Origin of the sequence: Bacillus sp. T33-2 (assembly GCF_002860205.1) — a bacterium.
Taxonomy (GTDB): domain Bacteria; phylum Bacillota; class Bacilli; order Bacillales; family Cytobacillaceae; genus T33-2.
Window position 1 is genome coordinate 1 of sequence record NZ_PGVB01000027.1, and the last position, 26,067, is coordinate 26,067.

The following is a 26,067-nucleotide window of genomic DNA, read 5'->3' on the forward strand; positions in this document are numbered from 1 at the left end:
AGAAGCGTCCCTTGGGTATTCCCACGATTGAGGACCGTATTGTCCAACAAAGTGTGGTCAATGACGGTTTGATAAGGGGGAAGCCTTGAGAGAGGTTTCCCTACTTTATTGTTATCCTGCCTCACTGCCGCGGAACACCTTTGTTCACTGCGGTGCATATACTGCACGGGCAAACTTTTTGGACATAAATTTGCACCTAAAGCACTATGAAAATATTTCCCAATTCAATGCGTCTTTTCCGAAAAAAGTACGTCTAAGTAATAAAGTGCAGCATCAATATTTTGTTGAAGGAATATTGTTCTGAATAACGAATAAATTAAGAAATGGAAATCGATTTCCTGTTATTTATGTATGTATGGTGCGTCACAATGTCTAAAAGCAAAATTAATAAGAAAAGTTGGGGGAACATGGGTAAACGAACTAGGGTGGTATCATGTTTATTATTTTCCAGTTTGGTAGGGCTCACCGGGTGTGCAGATACAACTGCGAAAGAAGAGGAATTGGAGAAAAAAGTAGCGGAGCTGGAGAAGAAAATTGAAAATGAGAAATCCGCCGATGTAGAAAAAGTAGAAATAAAAGAAGAAAAACCAGTTTTATTAAATGTGGTGGACCCGATTACGAAAAACGTCATTAGAACCTTTAATCCTAAGGAGATGGGATTTGGTACAGATGATGCCAAGTATAAAGCAGAAATTGAAAAATGGGCCAAGGAACTGGCGAGGGGAACAGCAACCACTCCAGGATACGACCAAAGAATGATCCTTGATAAAATAGATGCAAATGGCCAGATCATAAAAGGAAATCCGATGCGAATCCTTGAAGAAGCCGAGCTGACGCAAAAGGTCATTGAAGCTTCTGCCAAGGGTGGAGATGTGGAATTGCCAATTCATGTGGAGGAAAGCGGCTATCGGCCCGAAGATGTTGCCACTTTGGGAGAAGAATTAGTTGCAGCCTATACAACCCGTTTTAACAGCGGCGTTGTTGGAAGAACAAAAAATATCGAGTTGTCGGCCTTGGCCATAAATAATGTCATCGTCGGAAATGGAGACTACTTCTCATTTAACACAACAGTAGGGCCAAGTGACGAAGCCCATGGATACCAGCCGGCGGAAGAAGCGATAAATGGTAAATTGGTGATGGGAATTGGGGGAGGAATCTGCCAGACGTCGTCTACACTTTACAATGCTGTCGACCAAATAGGGGTTAGTTACGTGGAAAAACATCATCACTCTGTGACTGTCGGTTATGTGCCGACAGGACGGGATGCTACGGTTTCTTATGGGGGCAAAGATTTTAGATTCCAAAATACGACAGGGGTCCCGTTTTTAATAAGGACGATCTTCGGCAACGGAACCCTTACAATAGAAGTGAGAACATCGGCGCATTATAAAGGAGTAATAAAAAAGGGTGTTTAATAGGTTAGAGATTCCTTGCCGGATTCATCAATTTAGATACAAACAATAATGCAAGTTGCCAGCTCGCTTGTCTTATTTACAAGCGGGCTTTTATCCATTTCGGTATCAACCACCGAATCCATAAGCAAGTATATTTGTCAAAACATAATTATGGAAGCTTAATAGCAAAAGGTATAGAATTAACAATTAATAGTGCATTGAATGGGGAGGGTATATTGGTGATTAAGGCTATTTTTTTAGATTTTTACGGAACAGTCGTCCACGAAGAAACGGAAACGATGATGAACATTTGCCATAAAATTAAACAACAGTCCCTGACTGAAGCTTCAGCAGTTGAAATTGGCCAGTTCTGGATGAAGGAGTTTAACGATTTACTGATTGGCGGTCGCGGCGATACATTTTTAAAACAAAGGGAGCTGAGTGCTTCATCATTACGAAATACGCTTACCCAATTCCGTTCCGATGCGAACGAGGATGAATTGCTTGAGTCAATGTTCAACCATTGGAAAAATCCAAGCATCTTTACTGATGCGGCCGATTTTTTTGCCAAAAATACAATTCCTGTCTATATCCTCTCAAACGTCGACCATGCTGATATTATTGAAGCAATAAACGTGTTACAGTTGAAAGTGGACCGGGTTATCACGAGCGAACATGTCAAATCTTATAAACCACATCGTGAAATGTTCGATTATGCCTTAAAGGTAAGCGGGCGGTCTCCTGAGGAAGTGATGCATGTCGGTGACTCTTTGACAAGTGATGTTGCGGGAGCTAACCGTGTTGGTATTAACAGTGTTTGGGTAAACAGATCCAACAAACAAGTCACTGGCAATGTGCAACCGGATTTTGTAGTTCAAGGCCTTAGTGAGATTTTAAGAATACCCGCTTTGGTGAATTTGTAACTTAATCACCAATGTCGTGCCTGTCACGTTTGGGCATCAGCTGTTAATGAATGACCAATCATTCATTATTTATGCCTGTGTTTCCAAACCTTAAGGAACTCATTCAGGGATAGGAGTGTTGATTGCGTGATAAGCTTGAAATCAAAAATTGAAACGATTCAGTTATCGACTGATTGGCCTGTCGGACCTGTCAATGTGTTTCTTGTTTATGGAGAAAAATTAACATTGGTCGATGCCGGGAGGAAATTAGGAAAAGCATGGGATGAATTCAACACAGCATTAAAAGCACTCGGGCTAAATGTCAAGGATATCGAACAAATTGTACTTACGCACCATCATGGTGATCATGTAGGTTTATTGGAGTATATTTTGGATGCAAATCCTATCCCTGTATATGCCCATGCGAATTGCCGGCCTTACTTAACTAAAGATGTTATTCACTCTGAAAACACATATCGGTTTTTTAAAGGGTTTTATACGGAATTTGGCCTTGCGGAACAGCTTTCCCATGAACTGGCAAGCTTCAAAGGCTGGGACCAGCCATTTAACAGAAAGATTGATATATCAAAGGATTTAAATGAGGGAGAGCAGCTTCCAGGCTTAACCGGCTGGCGGGTCATTGACACGAAAGGCCATGCACAAAGTCATATTTCCCTATACAATTCTGTCGACAAGGTGTTAATTGCCGGTGACCATTTAATCAAGCATATACCAGCCGGCATTTTCCTTGAGCCGCCGATAGAACCGGAGACCGAACGTTCCAGGCCGCTGATCCAGTATGTGGACAATCTGAAAAAGCTGGTGGAGTATCCCATTCAAATAACACTTTCTGGCCATGGGGAGCCGATTGACAATTCACGGGAACTGATAAATGAAACGCTTGAAAAAATTGATAAACGTGCGGCACGAGTGAGAAGCATGCTGTTGGACGGTAAAAAAAATGGCTATCAATTAGTGAAGAAATTGTACCCGGGCAGATTTGAAGGCGCAATGACCCTGCTGGCTTCCGATACAATCGGCCTTCTGGACCTTTTGGAAGACAGGGGAGAGATTGTGGCGCAGAACGAGGATGGCGTAATCTATTACTCAACTTAATCCACAGGCAAGCTAAGAAATAACTGTGCTGCAGATTCAAACGGAGGGGTGGTTCCTCCGTTTTAGTTTGTTGAAATATTAATGAATGCCTGGAGTTCAATTTCGACGTTGCCCTGAATGGCGCGGCTGATCATGCATGACTTTTCAGCCTTTTCAGCAAGCCTCTGAGCCAATTGTATGTCCAGGTCTGTCGCATCTTTTTTCAGAAGGATAAAAGGCCGGTGGATAATTTTCTTATAGGTGATGATGGCGTTCGTCACGTCGACTATACCTTCCGACTCCATTGTTAAAGCTTCCTTCTCCAAATGACTCCGTTCCATCATCGCAGCAAGTGTGATGATATAACAGGTTGCTGCGGCCCCGAGAAGCATTTCATCCGGATTCGTACCGATACCCGGGCCATCCATTTCCGGTGGAATGGAAACCTTTGTAATTAAATTACCAACTGAAATATCTCCAACATCATTTCGAAGTCCCGGCCAATTCGCCTGCAAATGAAAGTGATGTTCTGCCATTGTCATTCCTCCACTCGGCCATTTTCAGACCATTTTAATCCATAAATGATAAAAAAACTAGCGAACCGCACTAAGACTAACAAAAGGTTCTTCAGTGGCTGTACTTTTAGACGGGGAAAAGGCAAGATTTTTTATTACCGGCCAGGGCACGAGACTTTTCCTGCCTATCATCATAAAGATATCCAGAAAATTATCAGTATCGCTGCAAATGGGCAGCTCCCTTATCCAAGAGCCCGGTTTTAAAAACATGGGTTGGTAATAGTAGGATATTAAGTAGATTGTATGTCAAAATTTGCTAATGGGTAGAAATCTTCAGATTGTAGCAATTTATGTACAAAGGAGGTGTGCCTCAACATGCCGAGAGGAAAAGAACTGGAACAGCTGCCGATGTCCAATACGCTGCCGGGAATGGGTGACTCAAAAAGCAAGTACAACAGGGAAACGCTTGAACCATTGATTGGGGGAGAACAGCCTGAACCGTCCAGGTCTACAAAAAATAACAAAAAATAAGCAAATAAAAAGACAGAGGATAAGATTTTTCTCTGTCTTATTTTTTTATGTACAATTTCATTCTTAAAAAAGCATTGCTGAAAATACAAAGTGGAAGTAAAATGCATGTAAGTCAGCATCCCTGTCGATACCACTGAAAAAATGGCTTTTCTTCTTTAGTCGATGAAATTACTCTGGATGGTGTTCATGTGGAAATTACGAAACATCTGCTTCTAAACTTGTCTCTTGTACTTGTCCTGTTATTTTTTATGCAAATGCTTAGCGAGCGTTGGAACGAAAAAGACGAGCATAACCTGGTGTCTCTGCTCTATTTTATCCTGTCAATCTTCACCTGCTTTGTTTTCTCGGTCCAAGCCCAGGACGGGATTTACTTTGATTTAAGGCAGGTACCTTTGATTCTTGGCATTCTCTACACTGGGAATGCTTTCCTGCTCGCTGTCCTCACTATATTAATGAGGGGATTTATCGGAATAGACGAGGGCTTCTGGGTCTCAGCAGCAGTTTTCATCATGTTGTCACTCCTGTTAAAGTGGTTACATGGCTGGTTTATTGAAGCTACTTTTAAAATGCGTATGGCGGTTTCAGTTCTTATTAATGTTTTTACCTCATTCATTTTGCTGGAAATGATCACAGTTATCACAAAGCCTGTCATCAATGCAGAAACCTGGATCAGTTTCATCTTTATTCCCGCAATTGCAGCCGGAATTATCAGTTATTCAATCGAAACACTCAGGCACAATGCCCTGATGCGGCAAAAGCTTGCCAAAGCTGAAAAAATAGAGGCTGTCAGCCATATGAGCGCGGCTATATCACATGAAATCCGGAACCCATTGACAACGGTTAAAGGCTTTCTGCAGCTGTTGAAAGAGGAAGAGGATTCACTGGATAAAAGGAAGGAATTCATTGAGATTGCCGTCCAGGAATTAGACAGAGCAGAACAGGTTATAAGTGATTATCTCACATTTGCAAGGCCATCCATCGACCAGGTGGAAGAAATCGAACTGCATAAAGAGCTAGCCCACGTCTTAAATATCCTTCAGCCGATGGCAAACATGAATGGAATTGAAATCGTCCACCAACTTTCCCGTGATTTAAAAATCCAGGGAGACCGGCAAAAATTCACACAGGGATTCATCAATTTGATCAAGAATGGCCTTGAAGCGATGCCAGATGGTGGCACTCTTACGGTCCGGACAAGCAGGGCAGGAAATTCGGTGAAAATCCTCGTTTCTGATACAGGCATCGGAATGTCTGAAGAACAGCTCGACCGGCTTGGTGAGCCATATTACTCCACCAAAGGCAAGAAGGGAACAGGATTGGGAATGATGGTGACTTACAGCATTATTAGAGCCATGAACGGAAAAGTTGAGGTAACGAGCATGGCTGGAAAAGGCACATCGTTCATCATCACTTTTCCAGTGATATAAATAAGGTAACCTCAGTGCGGCTTGAATCGTAAGAGGGTTAATTAAAATCGATGAGCGGCTTCCTGCTTACAGCAGGAGGCTTTTTTCCGGTTTTACGCCCGGAAAAGATAAAAAAATTATTTTCTGGGTGCATGTCCTTTTCTGTCCTTTTTCCATATATAGAGGGTGAAGGGAGGTGAGAGGCATGGCACAGGCAATGTTAAAAGATTCAAGCATCAGGCTGCTGTTTGAAACTGGCATGGACGAAAAGGGAGAGCCAATTTTTAAAGGCAAAACCTACAACAATGTAAAAAAGGAAGCGACTCCTGACCAGGTTCAGCAAGCCGCCCAGGCTCTTGCAGGACTTTGCGGATACCCGCTAAGTGTTGTAGAGCGTACTGACAACTTTGACATCATCTAATCCATTCGAAATCAATAAGTAGGAGGTGAATACAATGGCTAAGACACTGGAATTGCAATTTGTGACCGATCAGGGCAAAAATGCCCGGCTTACCGTCGATAATCCAAAGGAACCGGTTGACCAGGCGGCCGTGAAGCTTGCGATGCAGGCAATCATCGCATCGAATGCCTTCTCGACAAGCTCTGGCAGCCTTGCTGCTGTAAGTGGCGCAAGAGTCGTCGAGCGCAACGTGACAGAATACGAATTAGCGTAACAGCAGCAACGGGGGCCGGCTTCCTTTTTGGAACCGGCCTCTTTTAATCTCTTAATTAAGGAGGTAAAGGAAAATGGATCAGCTTATTCCGTTCATAAGCGATGTCGGTTTTCCGATTGTCGTGACGCTGTACTTGCTTCACCGTATTGAGGCAAAGCTTGACAACGTTGTCCAATCGATCCAAAGTCTCCCTGAACGGCTGCAAGAAAGGCCTTAAGACCTAATTACCTTAACTTGACATTCCTTCATAAAGGTGCTAAATTTAAGATAGCCGGTTGCATCGTTAAGGGTTTATGCAATTAGCTTGTTCTAATGTTTGAAAACGTTTGAATAAGTTGAAGTGATGAGGTTAAACTATACGTTGTAAATTGGTAAATTTAACACATGGCTTAAGTTAAGCCAATCTAGGAGGATTTTTTTTAATGAAAAACGGTAAAGTAAAATGGTTTAACTCTGAAAAAGGTTTCGGATTCATCGAAGCTGAAGATGGCAACGACGTTTTCGTTCATTACTCTGCAATTCAAACTGAAGGTTTCAAAACATTAGAAGAAGGTCAAGAAGTTACTTTCGAAGTAGTTGAAGGTGCTCGTGGACCACAAGCTGCTAACGTTCAAAAAGCATAATTAACGGATAACTTCCATTACAGCTCAGCCGATTGGCTGGGCTTTTTATATTTTTGGCCGAATCGGCCAGAATCCTCTTGCATACTGCACGGTTTGGTGACACGAAACGCCATCAACTTATGGCTCATGGATATTTTCTTCTCATTTGTAATTCTCCTCGTACCTGCCCTCTTCATAAATTTCCTTTGCAGGTATGGCAGTCCATTCGGCAGGGTCCAAGCCCGGATGAGTGTCAAGATAGGCTTTCACCATTTTATACCCCTCGCTATAACCAAAGCCTGGAGGCAGGTCCCCTCCGCCGAACAGGATTTCCCTGCTCCTGGCTAGTGAAACCATATTTAGATCCCCATTGATTTTGTCCCAGTTCTCCCGGTCAAAAGCCGGATCAACCTTTGTTAAAGTAAAATCTGGATATACTGTTTTTTCAAACATCACGGCTTTTCCCTCAAAAACAAAATTATCTAGGACCGTATGTTTTTTTTCATCAAAATACTTTTCTGTCCAGACGCTGTGGTGATACTCATGGGCAAGTCCTGCCTTAATCATCGCCTCGCTTAAATAGGGGCTTAGCAATACGGTAATTTTACCTGCCCCCTGTGCGAACATGGGAGCCTCATTGTGATTGAAGGTTGGAAACACACAAACGGTGGTCTTGTTTGAAGTTGGTAATATTTCTGCAGATTTTAGCAGAGTTTCTTTAAATAATGTTTCTGTTGTACCTTGATCTATACTATCGACAATTTGCTGCATCCGGTCGAGATCTTCCGGGGGGTGCACCATCAGGTGGTCCGCGATATGTAAATATTCGGCGTCCTTGAAACAAGCGTCATAAACAGGTTCGATGATTTGCTCCTTATATAGTTCACCAACTTCCCGTTTGTCCTTATTCTTGGAGTTTTTCATAAAAGAATCATATAGCTTGTAAACATGAATGATTTCAAATTGCTGCTTTGTATTGTTGTTGGGATGGTCATAGGAAAATCTTGAATTTTCGTACTCCTGCACTTTCTGTTCGTTTTTTAAACATGAGCCTAACAAAAATACAGCAAGCAAAATAAGCAGCTTTCTCACCGTATCACCTTCTTCCAGTCATGTATGCCCTTCAAAGATAGCACATGTAAACGCTAGAAAATTAACATTTTTTGAAAATATTCGAAACTTTTTCACGGTCACTATCGTAAAATTACGTAAAAGAGGAGGTGCAGCAAAATGTCAATCATCATTTCTGTCGCAGCAGGGGTCGCGATAATTATGGCTGTAAGTTTTTTTACGGGCAATAAAAGCAAAAATTCAAAACTGATTAAAGAAAATATACCCCGGAATTTAGGGATTTTAAACGGCGTACCACTGGCGCACCTGAGCGGAAAGCTTGATGCTGCGTTTGGCGAAGAATATGTTTCAAAGGTAAGAAGCCGTTATCTGAAACAGCATCCGGAAATAACGGAAGATGAATTCGAGTGGCGCCTGTTTGAGTTAAAACGGTATTTCCTGCTCAACTCGCTGTTGAAATCAACACCGATGTTCAGTGAAGAAGTGGATGATATTTGGCATGAAATGCTGATGTTCACTGAAGACTATCAAAGGTTTTCTGAAAAGTATATCGGAACAATGCTGCACCATACCCCGAACCTTGACTCTGAGCCTGTGCCGCAGGAGAGAGCCTTCTTTGACTGGGTGTTTTCACAGCTGTTCGAAATAACCGAATATAGCTGGAAGGCATGGGGAGGTTTCTTCAGGTATCCACTTGACCAAAAGGTTTTACAGGATTTTAAAAACCTCAATACAGACGGGCTTCTGCATAAATATTTCAAAGTGAAGGATGAAAGCAAAGAACTCGCCGTTTACTTAATCATGAAAATGAAAAAACAGATCAATGAATCACAGGCAATAAATACCGAAAACGAACGGGGACATTTTTCACGGCCGGCCACGTATGGTGATTTAACGTCACTATCACTCGTTATGGTATTTTTCTCATATTATTACTTTGACGATTACTGGGCGTATGTAAATAAATATGCCTTCGCAAACCAGTTCCATTCCACCAGCGGGTGCTCGTCGGCCAGCTTTTGTGGATCAGGAAGTCAAGGTTCCGATGGCAAGGGTGACAGCAGCTGTTCCAGCGGAAGCTGCTCAAGCTGCGGCGGCGGATGCTCTTCTTAAACACACATATTTAGCAGCAATAGAACCTGCTTGATCAGGCAGGTTTTTTTGCATTCTTCATTTTCATCACAAAAATAGCCAATGCCCGTGATAGGGAAAGATTCCAATCCGATTTCCTTAATTTGAAAGGCTGGAATCAAACGAATGTTTGCTATAATAATAGCAGAACATATAGCCCTAGGCCGGAGGGAGAGGAATTCAAATGAAATTTATACATACAGGGGACTGGCACCTCGGGAAGCTGGTTCATGGTGTTTACATGACGGAGGACCAACGCCAAGTCCTAAATCAATTTATCGACCTTGTTGAAGAAGAACAGCCGGATGCAGTCGTCATAGCCGGAGATTTGTATGACCGTTCGGTGCCGCCAACGGAAGCAGTCGAGCTGCTCGATGAAATCCTGTTTAAAATTAATGTTGAATTAAAAACGCCGGTAGTGGCGATAGCAGGGAACCATGATAGCGCCGAACGCCTTTCTTTTGGCAGCTCATGGTACCGCCACAGCCATTTCTATTTGACCGGTAAACTATCAAACGATTTTACGCCTGTACATATTAATGGGGTCAATTTTTATCTTGTGCCGTTTGCGGAACCAGGATTTGTCCGGCATTTGCTGGACGACCAAACGATCCATACCCACCAGGATGCCATGAAAGCATTAATAGGAAAAATAGAAGAATCATTGAACCCCAACGAGCCCAACGTCCTTGTCGGGCATGCCTTCGTTCTCGGGGGGCAGACATGTGATTCCGAAAGGATTTTGTCAGTCGGAGGGTCTGGCTGTGTGACATCGGATTTATTTGATCCTTTTTCGTTTACCGCTCTCGGGCATCTTCACAGCCCGGACGCAATTCGCCATGATAAAATTAAATATTCCGGGTCACTGATGAAATATTCGTTTTCAGAGGCGGCACAAAGGAAAGCGATCTCGATCATTGAAATGTCTGGCAACGGCAGCTTTGATTTACAGTACAGGTCTCTCACGCCTGCCCAGGATATGAGGGAGCTCGAGGGAACACTGGAGCAGCTGCTTGATCCTTCATTTTACAAACAACAAAAAACCGATGATTACCTGAAGGTTTCATTGCTTGATGAAGGGGCGCTGATCGACCCGATCGGAAAGCTGCGCCAAATATACCCGAATGTGCTTCATCTGGAGCGGAAAATAGAGTCTGTCGACCAGAAGCGCAAACAGAATTTTACTTCCGTAAAAGATGAGAAAAAATCTGAGATTGAATTATTTGAGCAATTTTACCATGAAATGACTACGGCCGAGTTCACGGAGGACAAGCGTGATATTATGGCTGGGATAATCGCGAAGGTACTGAAAGAGGAGGGGTCGGGATGAAGCCGTTAAAGCTTACGATGCAGGCGTTCGGCCCTTATGCCGGAACGGAAACGATCGACTTTTCCCAGCTTGAAAACCGCACGATGTTCGTCATTTCCGGGAAAACGGGATCGGGAAAAACCACCATTTTTGATGCGATCAGCTATGCCATCTACGGGAAGGCGAGCGGTGAAGACCGGAACGGCCCTGATCTGAGAAGCCAGTTTGCGGGGAATGATTTGTTGACTGAAGTCAGCCTTGAATTTTCACTAAGGCAAAAATCGTACCGGATTACGCGTTCTCCCCAGCAGCATAAGAAAAAGGAACGGGGCGACGGTTTAACATCAATCGGGGCTAAAGCCGAGCTTTACATGCTGAATGAGTACGGAGAGCACCAGCTGTTGGCAGCCAATATCCGGGATGTCGACGAGAAAATAAAGGACATCATGATCATTGACAGCAACCAGTTCAGGCAAATACTGATGATCCCCCAGAATGAATTCCGCAAGCTCCTTACTTCGGACAGCAAAGATAAGGAGGCAATCCTGCAGCGGCTGTTCCATACTGAAATTTATAAGCGGGTCGAAGAGAAGCTGAAGGAAGAAGCTGCTGAACTGAAAAAATCAGTCGACAGACAGGTTGAAGAGAGAGATCAGGCGATCCGCAAAATCCACGCTATCGATAACGAGGAGCTGATCAGTTATGTGGAGGCGGGGAGTGTGAACGATGCACTGATCCTTCCCCTTTTAAAACAAGAGCTCCTGTCAATGGACGGGAAGCTTGATGAATTGAATGTTGATCGAAGCAAAAGGCAGGAAGAACGTGATATTCTGCAAAAACAAATTTTCGAGGCAGAATCAACCTTGAAACAGCTCAACACAATGGAAGAGCTGCGGCTGAAAAAAGAAGAGCTCCAGGGCAAAAAGGACATCTATCAGGCGAAGGAGCAGGAAACGGATCTGGCTAAAAAAGCAGCCCTGCTCGCCAGCCAGGAAGAGCTATGCCACCGGCTTAAACGTGATCTTGATGATTTAAACAGGCAACTGGCAGGAATTACCCGCAATATTGATGGCTTGGCTAGTAAATTGGCGGTGTGCGAGCGCGAGCTTCAGCAGCAAATTGACCGGGAACCGGAGCGTAAGCAGGCGGCGGAGGATGTCAACCGCCTTGAACATATAAAAGCAGATGTACAAGCGTTGGCCGGAGTGGAAAAAGAAACGGCACATTTGCTATCCGCTTTAAATAAGGGAAACAGCGAAAAGAAACTGATGGAAGCGAATCTTGAGGCTGTGGAAAAGCAGGTAAAGGAGCTTCAGTCTGAAAAAGAGGAAGCTGAAAAAGCACAAATCGCTTTTCTGGAAAACGAACGAATGGCAGAAAAGCTTGAAGCTGAACTCGAAGGTCTCGATAAGCTGAAAATCCATAACAAACGATATCAGCTCGCACTCGAAGCATATAAGACACGCAAAAGAGAGTTCGACAATGCGGAGGCCCGCCTGATGGATGGGAAAGCCCTCGTCCAGGAGCTTGAGCAAAAATGGCTGCATTCACAGGCCGCTGTATTGGCATCCTCGCTAAGGTCCGGGGATGCCTGCCCGGTGTGCGGATCTGAGCACCATCCGAATCCTGCGTACGGCACATCTGATGGCATGCCTACTGAGGCTGATTTAAAGGCTGCAAGAGAGCAGGCCGCCCGTCTCGAAAAAGAAAAAGCAACAACGGAAAAAGCCTGGATAGAGTCAGAGGCAGCAGTCAGTGCCTTGCATGAAAGTAGTGCAGAATTGATCAGCACGATTCATAAACTGCGTCCCGAATTTGAGTTGGAGCAACTGGATGCCACAGTTGTGTTGTTGAAGGAAAACCTTTCCGAACTTCTGGCCGTGCAAAAAACTGTGCTGCATAAGAAAGAGCGGAGTGAGCCAATTAAAAAGGAACTTGCGAGCCTTGATGTCTCCAAAGATCGACTGCAGAAGGAAATAAAGCTGCTCGATGAAAAGCTGAATGAGCTGACCATTCAATATACAGAGAGAAATACAACTCTTGCCCGCATGACCGGCAGCATACCGGAAGAGCTTCGTTCAATTGAAAAATTTGAACGGCAGCTTGATATCGCAACGAGCTGCCTGAAAGACATGGACTGGCAGCTTGAACAGGCACGGCAAAACCACCAGAATGCAAAGGAAGCGCTCGGCTCAGAAAAAGCTCGCCTGGAAACCGTCCAAAATCATGTTAAGGAAACTGATTCAAAACTGGCAGCTGAGCGGGAAACGTTTAAAAATAATATGCTCAGCCAAGGATTCGAAAACTATCAGTCGTACCAGGGATCAAAAAAGTCCAGTGCCGAAATTGCACGGCTGGAGACCGAAATTCGCGAGTACAGGGAAGAGCTTCGTTCCGTGACGGACAGGTTTGAGGAATTGTCAAGGCTTCTTTCCGGTGTGAAAAAACCGGACCTGGACGGGCTGAAAAAGAATTTCCTGGAGCTGACGGAAAAAATACGGAAGGCCGACGAACAGTACCAGGACCTGTCCATCAAAAAACGGGATAACGAGCACATACTACAAACCGTGGAAACGATCAACGAGCAGATGAAGGCTCTTGAAGAACGGTACAAGCTTATTGGCCATTTGTATGAAATCTCTAAAGGACAGAACACATACAGGATTACATTCGAGCGCTTTGTACTGGCCGCCTTCCTGGATGATATTTTGGCAGAAGCGAATGTGAGGCTCTCCAAAATGACCGGAGGGCGATACAGCCTGCTCCGAAAAACTGACCGCTCAAAGGGAAATGTCCAGAGCGGGCTGGAGCTGCTCGTGGCAGACCAGTACACAGGCCAGGAACGGCATGTCAAAACCCTTTCCGGAGGGGAGAGCTTCAAAGCCTCGCTTTCGTTGGCACTCGGCCTTGCCGATGTCGTCCAGAACTATGCAGGGGGCGTGTCACTGGAAACAATGTTCATCGATGAGGGATTTGGCACGCTTGACCCGGAATCACTCGACCAGGCAATCGAAGCATTGATTGACATCCAGAGCAGCGGCCGCCTCGTCGGCATCATCTCCCATGTTCCCGAGCTAAAGGAACGCATTGATGCAAGGCTCGAAGTCACTTCAACCCAGTCAGGAAGTAAAACTGCGTTTCATCTCTTAAACTAACAGGCGTAAAATCAGCATCCATACATGGGTGCTGATTTTTGCTGGGTCAGTATTTCTGCCAATAATGGATGGTGGTTTCCGGCAAAGTTGATGCACAAATGGAAGATCATGCCGTATAATCAATTTACAATAGTATATTTCAGGGGAAAAGTAGTGGTTGTCAGGAAGGACAATTTATTTATTACCGAAAATCACGTTTTATTACCGAAAAATCCAATATATTATCGATAATGCAAATTGATTAACGCAAATCACAATATATTATAGAAAATCAAAATATATTACCGACGCCCATTTTATTCCAATTCCCGTGTATATGATAAAAATAACAAAACTATCTTAAGGGGATGCCTTATGCAAAAGCAGATCGCTATATCCTGGAGCGGCGGAAAGGACAGCTGCCTGGCACTGGACAGGCTGGTAAACGATGGCTATCAAGTCAGCTGTTTATTGACAACGGTTCCAAAGGAGATGGACAGGACGTTTGTCCACGGGGAAAGGAAGGATATGATCAAGCTGCAAGGAAGGGCGCTTTCAATTCCGGTCCATTTTATCGAATGCACATTTGATACATATACTGAAAGCTTTGTCACCACTTTGGTACAGTTAAAAGATGAAATGGGGATAGAAGGCATCGCTTTCGGGGACTTATACCTCGATGAACATCGTGACTGGGGCGAAAAGGTTGCAAAGATGGCAGGGATTGAGCCATTATATCCATTATGGATGGACAAGGAAGACTCAGCCAGCGCCCTGAATACCTTTGTGGAATCAGGCTATCAGGCAGTGGCAATCCGGATTATGGACGACAAGCTTGATCATTCCTGGCTTGGCCGGCAGCTTGACCAAGTGTTTTTAACAGACATTTTAAAAAAAGACATATGCCCGATGGGAGAAGCTGGGGAGTATCACACCTATGTTTTCGACGGTCCCCTTTTCCACCAAAAAATTGCGTTCGAGACGGGAAAAATTATTCCTCTCGAATCGACGAGGCGGCTGGAGCTCATTCGGGGAGAACTTGTTCAAAAATAACGCTTGAAGTTAATTGGGGGAATCTACAAATGGAAGCACAAAAGCTTGGAATTGATGCCGGCGGGTCACTGATCAAACTTGCAATCGAAGAGCACGGAAGGCTCCACTATAAAAAATACCCTGTCAACCAATTGGATGAGGTGATGGGCTGGCTGAAAGCAACAGCTGCACATCCGGAAATTGGCTTGACCGGCGGCAAGGCGGACCTGGTCCGAACCGATTTTTTTCCGGGCGGCCAGGTCCTGCCGGAATTCCAGACTGTGTGCGAAGGGGCAGTATATCTTTTGAAGCAATCCAGCCTTATTCCTGGAGATAAGTTCCTGGTTGTAAATATCGGTACGGGAACCTCATGGTTTTTGATAAACGGAAACAAGTATGAGCGAATTCTTGGGAGCGGACTTGGCGGGGGAACATTAATGGGGCTGGGCCAATTGCTGGCTGATAACCATGAATTTTCCGAGCTGGTGACGCTGGCCCGGGACGGAGATAAGGGGACAGTGGATATTCTCGTCAGGGATATCTATTTCCCGCAGACACCTCCAATCGATGGAAGCCTAACAGCCAGCAGCTTTGCCAAGATTCAACCTGATGCAGAAAGCACACCGGCCGGCCGGATTGCTTCTTTGGTCAACATGATTGCAGAAAACACTGTACTTTTAAGCATGCAAGCTGGCGCCATTCATCAAATCCAGGATGTCGTATACATAGGCAGCACACTTTCGGGAAATCAGCCATTAAAAGAAGGACTCGAATATTACTCCAAAATGGTCGGCTTAAACCCTGTGTTCCTCAGCGATGGAGAATATAGCGGTGCGGTCGGGGCCTGGCTTGCATTGTGATCTGAGTTCTTGAACAATTGATTTATGAAGAGTACAGTTAAAGGTACAACAAATTACGATTTTTTATGATACATAAAAGTAGGTGGCAGCAATGACTAAAAGGTATTTTACTATCGGCATGGCAGGCCATATCGACCATGGCAAAACATCACTGACAAAAGCACTGACGAATGTGGACACTGACAGGCTTAAAGAAGAAAAAGAGCGCCAGATATCAATTGAGCTTGGCTTTGCACCTCTATATGAAGACGATGAGATCCAAATTTCCGTAGTCGATGTCCCAGGGCATGAACGGTTCATTCGCCAAATGATCGCCGGGGTAGCCGGAATCGACCTTGTCGTGCTCGTTGTAGCAGCGGATGAGGGTGTCATGCCGCAAACCAGGGAGCACCTTGACATTCTTGGTTTCCTCGGCATCCGTTCCGGTATCATCGCGATCACGAAAATCGACCGGGTCGAAGAAGAATTCATCGATTTGGTGAAGGATGATATTTTAGGCGAACTAGAAGGAACTGTGTTTGAGAATTCTCCGTTTATGCTGGTAGACAGCCTTTCACATAAAGGGATCGACGGCTTAAAGTCTTTAATCATCGATACTTTAAAACAGCAGGAGATGCGCGATGCAAAAGGTGCTTTCCGGCTGCCCATTGACCAGGTTTTTACAGTGAAAGGCCAGGGTACTGTCGTCCGTGGCACTGTGTATGAAGGAACTGTCGAAGAAGGCCAGCTGCTCACAGTTATGCCAAAAGGCCTCGAAGTGAGGGCACGGCAGCTGCAGGTGCATCACAAGCCTGCCGTCGAAGCGTTCGCCGGCCAACGGGCTGCCATCAACCTTTCCGGTGTTTCCAAAGAGGATTTAGAACGCGGCCAGGTCCTTGTTTCGTCGGAGCATTTCATCGTCACCGATACGATTGATGTCGCAATCCGTGTAGTCGAGGATCTTGACCACCTTGTCAAACAGCGGACACCGATCAAATGCCACATCGGGACAGCCGAAGTAATGGGCCGGATTGTATTCTTTGACCGCAACGAACTTAAAGAAGAAAACGGGGAAATTCTTTGCCAGCTGCGTTTGGAAGACGAGATTGTCACAAAGCGAGGGGACAGGTTCATCGTCCGCAGGCCCAGCCCCCAGGAAACGATTGGCGGAGGCTGGGTCATCGATCCCCGCGGGCGAAAATACCGGTTTGGACAGCAAACGGTCGAGGAACTCGAAAAGAAAAGAGTGGGAACGCCAGTTGAGCGGATTACGGCTGCTTTATATGAAGCAAAAAGCCTCTCGCTCCCTGAGCTGATCAAGCAGACCGCACTTGATGAAGACACGCTGAAACAAAACCTTTCCAGTAATCAGTTTGTCCTGTTCAATGGCAAAGAATATACATTGCTGATATTGATTGAAATGATTCAGCAGGAAATAGCGTACCGCCTGAATGATTATCATCAGCAAAATCCGATGAGGCCTGGATTGAACAAAGCTGAGCTCATTCAGGGACTGCAAAAGCAGTATCCAAAAATGCTGCTGGAATACATTGTCGAACAGGGTATTGCAAGCGGAGTGTTTGACAGAAAGGATCAATTCGTCAGATTGCATGATTTTAAACCGCATGTCCCGAAAAACTGGGAAAAGCGGACAGAAAATATGCTTCTTCAGCTAAAACAGGATGGTCTGAAGGTTCAGTACCTCAACGATTATATCAAGAATGCCGGGATACCGGATACAATTGCGCCGGAACTGACACGCTACCTGGAAGCTGAGGGCCTGGTCAGGCCGCTGGACGATCAATACTATTGGCATGATGATATTTTTACAGAGGCAGTCGATAAACTCAGAAGCCATACCGGGCCGGAATTCGAGGTCGGCCAGGCGAAAGAAGCCGTGGATCTGTCCAGGAAGTACATGATCCCGTTTCTGGAGAGGCTTGATGCCATAGGGCTGACCAGGCGGGTCGAAAACAAACGAATATGGAAAAACTAATAATCAAGCAGCAGAGGGTTTACATCTGCTGCTTGATTTGTGGAACGAATACCAGGAGGATCGATCCACAATATACAAAAGCCCCAGGCGCGTCCGGGGCTTTTCATATGAATCAATGATTATCCTTTATATGCTGCAACTATTTCCTTGTCTGAGTAGCTATACTGTATTTCAAGGTCGGTATCATTAAAAAACCACTCATCATTAGATTCCACAAAAAAGGTGATTCCATCAATTTCCTGCTGCTGGGCTGCTATTTCCGGTTTTTCCAAAGAAAAAGCGAGACTGTAACCCTTATTCTGTACGCCAAATCCGGCATATTGAGGATAAAGGCGGATGAAAAACGGCTTCTGGGCATGGAACTCGGTTTCAAACCATTTGTATGCACTGTCATTAATAGTGATCATAATATTTGCACCATCCTTTCATGGTTTTATTCTACTTTGGGAGGAAAGGATCTGTCTGTGGCTGAAGTCACAGCGCTTGCAACGTTCATGAAAGTGTCAAAAAAATGATGGTGCATAACTATATGTATATATTGAATTCCGCGTATGAACCTCCACGAAAAAAATCATTTTCCAAAAGCTTGATTAAAAGGAATTCGTTCATTTTCATTCAACTTTAATCTCGGTCCGTCGCGCCTTATACCAGCTGAAAAAAGAGCTGGCGAGTGTCATAGGAACATCATCAACGACAGTGTGCTGCACCGGATCCGCCCGGTTGATGGTATTGATTGAAGCGACCCCCAATAGTTTTTGCAGTATGTTTTGCGTTACCGCTACTTCAATTACCTTATCCCGCTTTGAAACAAATAAAGATGTTGTCAAACTTCCTGTTTTAATCTGAATGAAATTCTCATTCAAGACATAGCGTGTATTGAAAAAATCCAGCAAAACCAATACAAGAGTAAAGCAAAATAGTGCAGCAGACAGGATCCACCAGGCCTGCTCCCATCCTAGAACAGCAGGTTTAAAATAACATAGGACAGCGGCACCGAGTATCCAGACCCAGCTTGAGCGAAGCAACCGAATCCCCAAAGATTTTTTTGGAAGCTGACTCATCCTCTCTGTAATCTCATATGCAGGCAGTATTTCTGATAACATCTCATAAGCCCGTTTCATTGGCAGGAAAGGGTAAAGCGAATTAATTTCCTGGGTTTGTTCCCCCATGCTGACACTGCCGGAACTGGTCAATTTTACTTCGGCAAGCCCTAGCATCTTTTTCAAGAAGGACTGCTTAATTTCAATAGCCTGTACTTTATCTTTGGCAATGGAGAAGGCAGATTCATCGATGACACCTTTGATGATATAAATGCGTTTTTCATCTGAAGAGATTTCATATTTTCCATACTTGATAAATGTCCGGGCGATTCCGAAAACCACAGAAGCGATCGTGAATACAATAAGAAGGGTTGTCAGAACCCACCCTGAACCAATGATCGTGCCAAAAAAGCCTGCCGCCTTTTCTTCAATATCAAAGATATCATTGACATTGGAATAGATAGAAACCAGTAATGGGATAAGGAACAGAAAGCTTAACGATGTAAAACTGGCTTTTAATGTGTCCTTATTGGTAGGTTTAAAATGAATTGTTCGATTAGTTGCATTCTCTTGTTTTTGTGCATTCTGTTCCTCAGACTCAATATTATCAGTGGAGCTTGCAAGAAGCCTTTCCATCTCATCAGCAACTTTTTTGGGAAGGACTTCGAATTTAACATCAGCTTCTTCACCGGTCACTCCTGTCTCAATGTTGATGGCTGTCACGTTGAAAATCCGGTGAAAAAGAGATGTATGACGGTTGATATTCTGGATTTTTGAAAAAGGAATGATCCGCTCCGATTTGTTGAAAATTCCATTGTAAAGATGAAACGACTTATCATCCATTTCATATTTATGAGTCCACCACTTTAAAACTATGTAAATAAGCGCGATTCCGATAATGATGAGAAACAGGATCCTGCCGTATGTAATGAATGCTAACTCCGATTGAGCCTTAATGACAAACAAAAAAATATAAAAGAAAAAAAGATTCTTTACGAGCTGCCATAATTCAAAAAGCATGAGAAGTGGACTGTATCTTTTAGAGTTTTTCATGATTCCTGTTCCTTTATCTTTGCAAATTGGGCAATCTGGTTTCTTAATTCGATTGCCTCTTCTTTAGGAAGGGCAGGAATGCTGTGAGAGGACCCCATGGTTTGAATATGGACTGTGCATAGTCCATATTTTCTAAGTAGTGGCCCCTGTTTGATAGCGACGGATTGAATTTTTGTCATGGGGACAAGCTGATGCTGTTCATTTAATACACCCGATTTCAGTTGCAGAAACTCTTCATCCGCGTCATACCTCCAGCTTTTATAAAGCAGAACCGGGCTGAAAATGGACCATACAAAGGCAAGAACCGAGATGATTGCAATTCCGATTAAAATCCAGCCAATCCACTCCTTCCATGAGAAACGATAATCCAGATAAAACAATATCCCAAGTACGATAAACCCAATAACATTCTCAATTGTTCCACTGATGAACCATACTTTAACCGCGTCCCTTGATAAACGTTTTTGAGGTCCTTCTGTTTCTAAATACAAAAAAACACCACCTATATACTAAAATACTATTTTTAGTTTAATTTACGAGAATAATCTTTTCAATAATAGGTTGTTCTACGAAAAAAACTGATCAATAATTAAAATGCACCCTGCAGGAAGACTTTTTCTAAGTGTCTACTCTAAAGGGTACATTTTAAAAACGAATCAGCTTTTTAATATTAAACAGTTTGTTTTCTCATCGCTTCCGGTATGTAGACGCAGAATGGTTCACTGCCCATATAATCACCGGTGACTGCGTAGGTTCTGGACCGTGAGCCCCCGCATACATAGCGGAATTCGCACACACCGCACTTCCCTTTATATTTCTCAGGGCTGCGCAGATCTTTAAATATTTGGGATTCCCGGTAGATGTCAGCCAAAGGTTGTTCACGGACGTTTCCGCCGACGAGAGGCAGCAGTCCGCTCGGCATGACGTCACCTGTATGGGATACAAACACAAAGCCGTTTCCATCGTTTACCCCTTTAGGAGCCCGTTTCAGTCCGTCGATGACAGATGCCATATCTTTTGTCAGTGTGTCCTCATAACGAATTTCGGTTTTGTCGACAACCTTCTCACGTGCTTTTTGCTGGAACACGACGCGTCGGTAATGCTGGGCTGCCGTTGTTTTAATATCATAGGGAGACGTTTTGCTAAGCTCATAGAGCCAGCGGAACACTTTTTCATGCTGAGCAGGGGTCAGGCAGTCATCCATCTGCCCGCGTCCTGTTGGAACGAGCAGGAAGATGTACCACATCACCACTTTCAATTCCTTCATCAACTCGGCCATTTCTTCAAGATGGTCGTAATTGTACCGGGAGATGACTGTGTTAAGCTGAAGTGGCATCCCGAGCTCGTTTAAATATTTCACCTTTTCAATGGTTAGATCAAACGAGCCAGGAGTCCCGCGGAAATGGTCATGGATTTCAGGCGTCGGGCCGTCAAGGCTGAATGCCCAGCGGGACAAACCCACTTCTTTTGCCCTTGCCATTCTCTCCTTAGTTACATTTGCAGTAGCACTTGGTGTCATGGATACGCGCATACCTTTTTTCACAGCGTAGTCGGCCAGTTCAAACAGGTCTTCACGCATCATGCAATCTCCGCCGGTAAAAACAAGCATCGGGTTGTTCATTTCATAGATTTCGTCAATCAGGCTGAGCCCCTCTTCATGATTAAGCTCTCTGGGATCGGCCGTTGTCTGGGCATCGGCCCGGCAATGAACACATTTCAGTTGGCATGCCCTTGTTACTTCCCAAATTACAATATAGGGATTTACATTGAAATCAATTAATCCAGGATACATTCCCTTGCCATTCTTTCCATGTCCATGCATTTTCATCACCAAACTTTACTTATTTTTGTGTGGATCGAACTAAAGCTTAAATAACAATTTTATAGGTTAATTATAAGGTTCGCAGGCCATTTTTCACGGAAGGAATGTTACAATAATTCTACAATAACATCCAATAATTGTTGAAAATTCTGATGGGTGGAGGGGGATTTCATGGTGGACAGAACATTGATTAAAGCTGCTCAACTTTTTGGTTTTCACCCGAATGAGGCGGTGCCGTTGTCCGGCGGGTTTAGAAATTCAGTTTATGAATATGGGACAGAGGATCACCGTTTCATTTTAAGAATAACTGATGCAGCCCGCCGGAATAAGAAGGAGATTGACTCAGAGCTGAAATGGATCGAATGCCTTCATAACAATGGCCTGTCTGTCAGCCGGCCGGTAAAATCGCTTAATGACCGGTTTATAGAGCAAACAGAAGAGAGTTTTTTGGTTTCGTTTATGAAGGCTGACGGAGCTCCAGTGAATGTATCTAGCCCGGAACAATGGAATCCAGATTTCTTCAGGGAATGGGGTCGGTACACTGGGAAAATGCATGCTATATCCCGTAACGGTGAGACATTCATAAAAAATTTAAACAGACAGGCATGGAACAGGAATCATCCAGATATTCTTAATATAGAACGAAACATTCCAAGTAGGGAGATTCAGCAGAAATACAGAAGCCTGTTAACGAACATATGGGATTTCAAATTGGATAACAGCACATATGGCTTCATACATAACGATTTTCATCAGGGGAATTTTTTTGTTCATGACGGAAAAATAACTGCGTTTGACTTTGATGATTGTGCTTTTTCCTGGTTTGCCAACGATATAGCCGTTTCATTCTATCATGCATTCTGGCAGGGGATGTCTGTCCGGCCGGATCATGTTGAATTCGGTACCGAATTTATAGAGCATTTTCTTGAAGGCTATAGCAAGGAAATGCAATTAACCAAGGACATCATTAAGCAAATCCCGGTTTTCCTGAAAATGCGCGAATTGTTTCTTTACGCCCTGTTCCTGCAAAATTGGGATTTGGAGCATCTGGAAGACTGGCAGGCCTACACTCTTACGAATTTAAAAGAAAGTATTGAGAAAGAACTTCCGTATTCAAATGTAGATTTTGCAAAACTATAATGATGGCGCAATTTTGTAAATATTTGCTTTTTTATGAAACCATTTGTTCCCTCCCGCCGTCTATTTAGTAGAATTTGGCGTAGCCGGGAAAGAGGGGAATCTGGTGAGGAACTCCATCGCATTGGGAACCACAGCTGTTTTAATAGTGCTTCTTTTTGTTGGCTGGAAGCTTTACAGCGTGTATATTCCCAAACCGCCACAGGTCCGCCTTGACTCGGGTACTGAAGTTGTGGACATGAAGATTGGAACTTTTTCCTGGAACGAGTGGGGCAGGGCAGCCACTGCGGATGCATTTGCCGATCCCACAGGGCTTGTCAGGTCACAACAACCAGTCAGAGTGACCGCTTCCCGGTTAAAATTAATGTTTGAAGAAAATCCTGACTCGATAAATTGTTACCTGTGGCAGATGGAGACAGGGCAAATAGCTTATAAAGGAATCAAGGAAAATCCTCTGCAACTGAAGGATTTAGACGTGCAGCCCGGAGATTATGCCCTAGAAGTCCGCGCCAAGTGGGAACAGGGCTATGTATTGTATAATGCCAGGATTCTCGTCCAATAATAAAAAGAACTACATAGGAGCTATTTTATGAAAACTAAATCTAGAAATGATGTCATGATCTCATTTTATGATCCACGATTTGATGCAGAGCTGAGAGCTTTTCAGCTTCCGGAAGAACAACAGAAATTTACAGGCATGCCGGATAAATCGTTGGAGACCGCTTCAGCCGATCCCAACCGTTTCCCAATTGTGATCCTGTCTTCGGACATTCCTGTTGGTTTTTTTATTCTTCACAAGGGCACAGACATCAAACCCTTTACACAAAATCCCCGGGCTATGCTATTAAGGGCGTTCTCGATAAATCATAAACACCAGGGGCGGGGCTACGCGAAACAAGCCTTGCTGCAACTGCCTGATTTTGTTTCCATGCACTTTCCGGAAATAGATGAAATTGTATTAGCTGTAAATGAGAAGAACATTGCTGCCAAACAGCTTTATGAAAAATCAGGTTTTCAGGATCTCGGTGAAAGGAGGACAGGCCCGATCGGCATGCAATATATTCTGCAATATCCCTTGAACAAATAGCATAAAGGGTCATTTCCATCTGGAAATGGCTCCTTTTTTGATTTGGTGTTGTGAATGAATAGATTTCCCGTTAAGTATGATAATACAATTAGGGATTTTACGTTTATCGTGCCTCAGCAAACCTGGAAAAATTCCGGCACATTTTGGGGAGTGCCCCTTTTCCCAGATCACTTCTAACGGACAGCTTGAATGTAGACGTTTATGACGACAATGCAAAAATTTCTGTGCCTGATAATGGAAAAGGTGAACCTGATATAACGAAACGGATTGAGGAAGATATTATATTACTTTCCTTGCGCGGGACTTCTGAAAGCATTGAAAGGCTGAAAAAAACGTTATAGAAGCTCGACATATAGGACGAACACAACCGACAGAATCCAAAGTATTTTAACTGGTAGCTGAAAGTATTGGCAGCATAATAACGGCCATGGGCACGATACTAAGAGTGGGGGGAATAGTTGCCTCCAATCCTGATGAAGGAGTGCTCTGTTTGAATTCGACGCAGATGCTCAGTTTAGTATTTAAAACAAAAATACCGCAGCGGTTGCTGAAAGGATTGGCAAGTAGGTCCGGAGCGCGGGGAATGGTGGTCCCAGCCCTAATGGGAGTGGGGATGAGTGTAGGAGCAGCTTTTCTTTTCAAACGAAACAAACGAAGGAATGCAGCGGGGAAGGGCGAATTTGCAGGTTACACGAAAAAATTCGTCATGCCTGGAGCTTTTACCGAGTTTGCATCTGAATTTGCAGCAGTGAATCATATGGCGCGGAAAACCCCGGGCAATTATCACCGAACCGTTGGAAATGGAAACCATGGCAAGGCAAAGGAAAACGGTTTAAAAGATAATTCGGCACAACAGCCTGTTCACTATGATGAAAACCACTTCACGCTTGCTGAATTAGCCCACGGAGCAGATTCAGAATCGGCGGAAGAGCTGGCTGAATTCAAAAACAAGCTGATCGAGGAAAACACCCATAAATAAGCTACACGAAGCCCGCTTTACAGGGCTTCTTTTTGATTTATAAAATTTTATATGCAAAATTAGGAGGGAGTAAGTTAATAGTCATGGTTAAAAAGGGCAGTCTACACGATAAACAAGCAATAAATGAATCAAAGAACTCATATAAGGGGTCTTGTTTATTTACATATTGAGAAATACTGCTTATTTTAAGCCAGAATTAAATGATCAAAATCCTTTGATTACAAGGTCATTAAGATTGTATTGCAGGAATGTTACAAGAAAAGGCTGGTGTTATAAAAAAGAGGCTGAAAACCCTTTATAGTACAAGGTTTCCACCTCATTTTGCCTTGGTTGGGTTAAATTTCCCTGTGGAATAGTTTGCCACTGCAACCATTTTTTCTATCTACCAATCTATCAAAGGAAACTCTACTATAATTTTGTAAAACGAAATTAAGGGAGTTGCAATCATGAAAAAACAGATTTTGACGGTAGCTGCTACGGCAGGTTTTTTATTTACTTCTTTTAATGGTGCGGCCAGTGCTGCTGTACATACAGTGAAATCCGGAGATACGCTTTGGGGATTGTCAAGAACGTACAATGTGACAGTTAATGATTTAAAAGCTTGGAATCATCTTTCTGGGCCTACTATTTATGTAAATCAAAAACTGACAGTCGATGCCCCGGCAGGAACTACACCAGCCCAGGCTGCAACGGCAACAACAACCACCACTTATACAGTAAAGTCAGGAGATACTTTATGGGGCATATCAAGACAATTTGGTGTTTCCGTAGGTCAGCTAAAGTCTTCAAATGGTTTATCATCTGATTTGATCCGCATTGGCCAAACGCTCCGCGTAACAGGTCAAGCTCCAGCAGTTGCTCCTGTTGCTGCCCCTGTCAACACAGCAGTGGCTTCAGCTTCTACTAGTGCCAGCGCTTTGATCAATGAAGCGAAAAAATATATGGGTGTTCCTTATGCCTGGGGTGGAAGTTCACGATCCGGCTTCGACTGCAGCGGATACCTGCAATACGTATTTAATAAAGTAGGCATATCGATTCCGAGGACGGTTGCAACCATTTGGAATGCCACTACCCCGGTCCCGTCACCAAGAGCGGGTGATATCGTGTTTTTTGAAACTTATAAGGCAGGGCCATCCCATGCCGGCATCTATTTGGGAAGCAATAAATTTATTCACGCCAGTTCTTCATACGGTGTCACAATCAGTGATATGACAACTTCATATTGGAAGGCCCGCTACTTGGGAGCAAAAACGAAATTTTAACAGAATCCAGACACAACATTGCTACTATACCACCATATTAGTTTTGTAAACCTCCT

At 43.9% G+C, this 26,067-nt stretch carries 26 protein-coding genes; 20 read left to right on the forward strand and 6 right to left on the reverse strand.

All coding sequences use genetic code 11. The features are described from left to right. Positions 1-407: 407 nt before the first annotated feature. The 3 genes from CVD19_RS17595 to CVD19_RS17605 all read left to right on the forward strand — a co-directional run bounded on the left by CVD19_RS17595 (position 408) and on the right by CVD19_RS17605 (position 3,412). Complete coding sequence (locus tag CVD19_RS17595) at positions 408-1,415, forward strand: VanW family protein (RefSeq protein WP_101583908.1); 1,008 nt, start codon at positions 408-410, stop codon at positions 1,413-1,415. Positions 1,416-1,633: 218 nt separating this feature from the next. Beyond that, positions 1,634-2,317, forward strand: coding sequence for an HAD family hydrolase (locus tag CVD19_RS17600; protein ID WP_180953686.1), 684 nt, complete (start codon positions 1,634-1,636; stop codon positions 2,315-2,317). A 126-nt stretch (positions 2,318-2,443) separates the two neighbouring features. After that, positions 2,444-3,412 carry an MBL fold metallo-hydrolase gene (locus CVD19_RS17605; protein ID WP_180953687.1) on the forward strand — a complete coding sequence of 323 codons (969 nt, stop codon included), beginning with the start codon at positions 2,444-2,446 and terminating at the stop codon, positions 3,410-3,412. A 62-nt stretch (positions 3,413-3,474) separates the two neighbouring features. Here CVD19_RS17605 and CVD19_RS17610 read toward each other — a convergent pair whose 3' ends face one another. After that, positions 3,475-3,927 carry an OsmC family protein gene (locus CVD19_RS17610; RefSeq protein WP_101583914.1) on the reverse strand — a complete coding sequence of 151 codons (453 nt, stop codon included), beginning with the start codon at positions 3,925-3,927 and terminating at the stop codon, positions 3,475-3,477. A 354-nt stretch (positions 3,928-4,281) separates the two neighbouring features. Between CVD19_RS17610 and CVD19_RS24915 the strand changes: the two genes are divergently transcribed. The 6 genes from CVD19_RS24915 to CVD19_RS17640 all read left to right on the forward strand — a co-directional run bounded on the left by CVD19_RS24915 (position 4,282) and on the right by CVD19_RS17640 (position 7,140). Next, entirely contained in the window at positions 4,282-4,437 is a 156-nt protein-coding gene (locus CVD19_RS24915; RefSeq protein WP_180953688.1) for a hypothetical protein, read from the forward strand. Positions 4,438-4,625: 188 nt separating this feature from the next. Continuing rightward, on the forward strand, positions 4,626-5,864 hold the full coding sequence (locus tag CVD19_RS17620; RefSeq protein ID WP_101583916.1) for a sensor histidine kinase: 1,239 nt from the start codon (positions 4,626-4,628) through the stop codon (positions 5,862-5,864). Between the two features lie 184 nt (positions 5,865-6,048). Next, complete coding sequence (locus tag CVD19_RS17625) at positions 6,049-6,264, forward strand: DUF1659 domain-containing protein (RefSeq protein ID WP_101583918.1); 216 nt, start codon at positions 6,049-6,051, stop codon at positions 6,262-6,264. Between the two features lie 34 nt (positions 6,265-6,298). Continuing rightward, the gene (locus CVD19_RS17630) at positions 6,299-6,517 is read left to right on the forward strand and encodes a DUF2922 domain-containing protein (RefSeq protein ID WP_101583920.1); all 219 of its coding nucleotides are present in this window, start codon (positions 6,299-6,301) and stop codon (positions 6,515-6,517) included. 73 nt (positions 6,518-6,590) lie between these two features. Continuing rightward, positions 6,591-6,734 carry a YvrJ family protein gene (locus tag CVD19_RS17635; protein ID WP_101583922.1) on the forward strand — a complete coding sequence of 48 codons (144 nt, stop codon included), beginning with the start codon at positions 6,591-6,593 and terminating at the stop codon, positions 6,732-6,734. A gap of 205 nt (positions 6,735-6,939) precedes the next feature. Then, a complete protein-coding gene (locus CVD19_RS17640) occupies positions 6,940-7,140 on the forward strand; it encodes a cold-shock protein (RefSeq protein WP_101583925.1) in 201 nt (66 codons plus the stop codon). 141 nt (positions 7,141-7,281) lie between these two features. Here the strand turns inward: CVD19_RS17640 and CVD19_RS17645 are convergent, their stop codons facing one another. Continuing rightward, on the reverse strand, positions 7,282-8,211 hold the full coding sequence (locus CVD19_RS17645) for a DUF2268 domain-containing putative Zn-dependent protease (RefSeq protein WP_101583927.1): 930 nt from the start codon (positions 8,209-8,211) through the stop codon (positions 7,282-7,284). Positions 8,212-8,349: 138 nt separating this feature from the next. On the opposite strand from CVD19_RS17645, the gene CVD19_RS17650 reads away from it, so the two are divergent. From CVD19_RS17650 to selB, 6 genes are all read left to right on the forward strand, one after another. Beyond that, a complete protein-coding gene (locus CVD19_RS17650) occupies positions 8,350-9,303 on the forward strand; it encodes a hypothetical protein (protein WP_101583930.1) in 954 nt (317 codons plus the stop codon). A 202-nt stretch (positions 9,304-9,505) separates the two neighbouring features. Beyond that, entirely contained in the window at positions 9,506-10,651 is a 1,146-nt protein-coding gene (locus CVD19_RS17655; RefSeq protein ID WP_101583934.1) for an exonuclease SbcCD subunit D, read from the forward strand. Then, the gene (locus CVD19_RS17660) at positions 10,648-13,785 is read left to right on the forward strand and encodes an AAA family ATPase (RefSeq protein WP_101583937.1); all 3,138 of its coding nucleotides are present in this window, start codon (positions 10,648-10,650) and stop codon (positions 13,783-13,785) included. Before CVD19_RS17655 ends, CVD19_RS17660 begins: the two co-directional genes overlap by 4 nt. A gap of 354 nt (positions 13,786-14,139) precedes the next feature. Further along, a complete protein-coding gene (locus tag CVD19_RS17665) occupies positions 14,140-14,817 on the forward strand; it encodes a diphthine--ammonia ligase (RefSeq protein ID WP_101583940.1) in 678 nt (225 codons plus the stop codon). A gap of 29 nt (positions 14,818-14,846) precedes the next feature. Next, on the forward strand, positions 14,847-15,656 hold the full coding sequence (gene coaW, locus CVD19_RS17670) for a type II pantothenate kinase (protein WP_101583942.1): 810 nt from the start codon (positions 14,847-14,849) through the stop codon (positions 15,654-15,656). Positions 15,657-15,747: 91 nt separating this feature from the next. Further along, positions 15,748-17,631, forward strand: coding sequence for a selenocysteine-specific translation elongation factor (gene selB / locus CVD19_RS17675; RefSeq protein ID WP_101583943.1), 1,884 nt, complete (start codon positions 15,748-15,750; stop codon positions 17,629-17,631). A gap of 119 nt (positions 17,632-17,750) precedes the next feature. Here the strand turns inward: selB and CVD19_RS17680 are convergent, their stop codons facing one another. From CVD19_RS17680 to CVD19_RS17695, 4 genes are all read right to left on the reverse strand, one after another. Beyond that, complete coding sequence (locus CVD19_RS17680) at positions 17,751-18,038, reverse strand: HesB/YadR/YfhF family protein (RefSeq protein ID WP_101583946.1); 288 nt, start codon at positions 18,036-18,038, stop codon at positions 17,751-17,753. Between the two features lie 204 nt (positions 18,039-18,242). Next, positions 18,243-19,724, reverse strand: coding sequence for a PH domain-containing protein (locus CVD19_RS17685; protein WP_101583948.1), 1,482 nt, complete (start codon positions 19,722-19,724; stop codon positions 18,243-18,245). Continuing rightward, entirely contained in the window at positions 19,721-20,215 is a 495-nt protein-coding gene (locus CVD19_RS17690; protein WP_101583951.1) for a PH domain-containing protein, read from the reverse strand. Before CVD19_RS17690 ends, CVD19_RS17685 begins: the two co-directional genes overlap by 4 nt. Positions 20,216-20,394: 179 nt before the next feature. Further along, positions 20,395-21,546 (reverse strand): TIGR04053 family radical SAM/SPASM domain-containing protein, encoded by a 1,152-nt coding sequence (locus tag CVD19_RS17695; RefSeq protein WP_101583954.1) that lies wholly within the window; start codon positions 21,544-21,546, stop codon positions 20,395-20,397. A 174-nt stretch (positions 21,547-21,720) separates the two neighbouring features. On the opposite strand from CVD19_RS17695, the gene CVD19_RS17700 reads away from it, so the two are divergent. From CVD19_RS17700 to CVD19_RS17720, 5 genes are all read left to right on the forward strand, one after another. After that, positions 21,721-22,686 (forward strand): phosphotransferase enzyme family protein, encoded by a 966-nt coding sequence (locus tag CVD19_RS17700; protein ID WP_180953689.1) that lies wholly within the window; start codon positions 21,721-21,723, stop codon positions 22,684-22,686. Positions 22,687-22,789: 103 nt separating this feature from the next. Then, positions 22,790-23,245: a hypothetical protein gene (locus CVD19_RS17705; RefSeq protein ID WP_101583960.1), complete on the forward strand. Its 456-nt coding sequence runs from the start codon at positions 22,790-22,792 to the stop codon at positions 23,243-23,245. 27 nt (positions 23,246-23,272) lie between these two features. Beyond that, positions 23,273-23,770 (forward strand): GNAT family N-acetyltransferase, encoded by a 498-nt coding sequence (locus tag CVD19_RS17710; protein ID WP_101583962.1) that lies wholly within the window; start codon positions 23,273-23,275, stop codon positions 23,768-23,770. Between the two features lie 490 nt (positions 23,771-24,260). Continuing rightward, entirely contained in the window at positions 24,261-24,749 is a 489-nt protein-coding gene (locus CVD19_RS17715) for a hypothetical protein (protein WP_101583964.1), read from the forward strand. 446 nt (positions 24,750-25,195) lie between these two features. Then, a complete protein-coding gene (locus CVD19_RS17720) occupies positions 25,196-26,011 on the forward strand; it encodes a C40 family peptidase (RefSeq protein WP_101583966.1) in 816 nt (271 codons plus the stop codon). Positions 26,012-26,067: the final 56 nt, after the last annotated feature.